The organism is Terrabacter sp. RAF57 (assembly GCF_052113925.1).
Classification (GTDB): Bacteria; Actinomycetota; Actinomycetes; order Actinomycetales; family Dermatophilaceae; genus Terrabacter.
Genome location: NZ_JBFRDT010000053.1, coordinates 1 through 1,461, shown reverse-complemented (window position 1 = coordinate 1,461; position 1,461 = coordinate 1). Strand labels below are relative to the sequence as shown.

The 1,461-nt window shown below is 69.5% G+C and carries 1 protein-coding gene; it reads left to right on the top strand.

Annotated elements, in window-relative coordinates; genetic code table 11:
- Positions 1–234: 234 nt before the first annotated feature.
- Positions 235–1,443, top strand: a complete 1,209-nt coding sequence (locus AB4Y83_RS22655; RefSeq protein WP_442298277.1) for an IS110 family transposase — start codon at positions 235–237, stop codon at positions 1,441–1,443.
- Positions 1,444–1,461: the final 18 nt, after the last annotated feature.

Genomic DNA, 1,461 nt, shown 5'->3' with positions numbered 1-1,461 from the left:
TCGCGGCTACTAGACGATTGTCGGCAGGGCCGGTGTCTGGCCAGACTCGGTTCAGGTGATCGGCGGGCAGCTCTCTTTGCGGCTGCCCACCAGCGTCACCGGTGTGGCTCTCTATCGGTCTGCGGCCCGCCGGTCACCGTGACGAGGCGTGGCTCAAGAAGGGACTGCCCTGCTCGTAGTAGCACTGCCCACCTCGCCGTCCACGTCGGCACGAGCACAGGTGGGAGCACGGGCATGGAACGGATCATCATCGGGGTCGATCCCCACAAGCTGTCGGCGACGATCGAGGTGGTCGACGACCATGAGCGTCGGCTCGGTCACGGCCGGTTCACCACCGACAAGGCCGGCTACACCGCGATGCTCACGTACGCGAAGGCGTGGCCGGCGCGGACCTGGGCGGTCGAAGGAGCGAACGGGGTCGGTCGCCCGCTGGCGCAGCGGCTGCTCGAGGGTGGCGAAGATGTCGTCGACGTCCCGGCGAAGCTCGCCGCGCGGGTCCGGCTGTTCGACACCGGCCACAACCGCAAGACCGATGCCCATGACGCGCACTCCATCGCGATGGTCGCCGTGCGCACCCAAGGCTTGCGGATGCTGCGGCCGGACGGTGAGCTCGAGGCGCTGCGGATGCTGGTCGACCGGCGTGAGGCACTGAGCAGGCGGCGGGTGCAAACCGTGGACCGGCTCCAGGCTTTGTTGGCGGAACTGCTTCCGGGACAAGCGAAGAAGGATCTCACCACCGGGCAGGCCAAGCGGATGCTCGCCTCGGTCCGCCCACGCGACATCGCCGGCAGAACCCGGCGCCGGATCGCGGCCGAGGAGCTCGCCGAGCTGGTCGCGGTCGAGTCCAAGATGAAGAAGGCCAACGCCGAACTCAAGGTGATCGTCCTGGCCCGCGGGTCGCACCTGATGGACCTGCGTGGTGTTGGCCCGGTCGTCGCCGCGCGGGTGTTGGCTGACGTCGGGGAGGTGGCCCGGTTCGCTGACCGCAACAGGTTCGCGTCCTGGACCGGCACGGCGCCGCTCGATGCCTCCTCGGGCGAGCATTCCCGGCACCGCCTCTCCCGGGCCGGGGACCGGCGGATGAACCACATGATCCACATCGCTGCGATCTCCCAGATCCGACTGGACACCGACGGGCGGGCCTACTACCGGCGCAAGCGCGCCGAGGGAAAGCGGCCACTGGAGGCGATCCGGTGCTTGAAGCGCAGGATCTCCGACGCCATCTATCGCCAGCTCGTCACCGACGCCGCAGCCGCCGCGGCCGCCGCGGTCAAGGCACCAGACGCGGGCCCGGGAGGGCACCGCGGGGCGTCTCATGTATCCAGCGCGGCCGGCTCGAACCCGCTCACCAGCGCTTCGGATCAGCCACTTCCCGGACCCGCGCCAACGACGCTACGCCGCACAGCCACCACGCGGAAGACCCACCTCCACGCGACCGGTTGACAACAGAAGGGAGCCGGT

Coding starts and splice junctions, on each gene's coding strand:
- AB4Y83_RS22655 (WP_442298277.1), top strand. CDS start 235: ATGGAACGGATCATCATCGGGGTCGATCCCCACAAGCTGTCGGCGACG.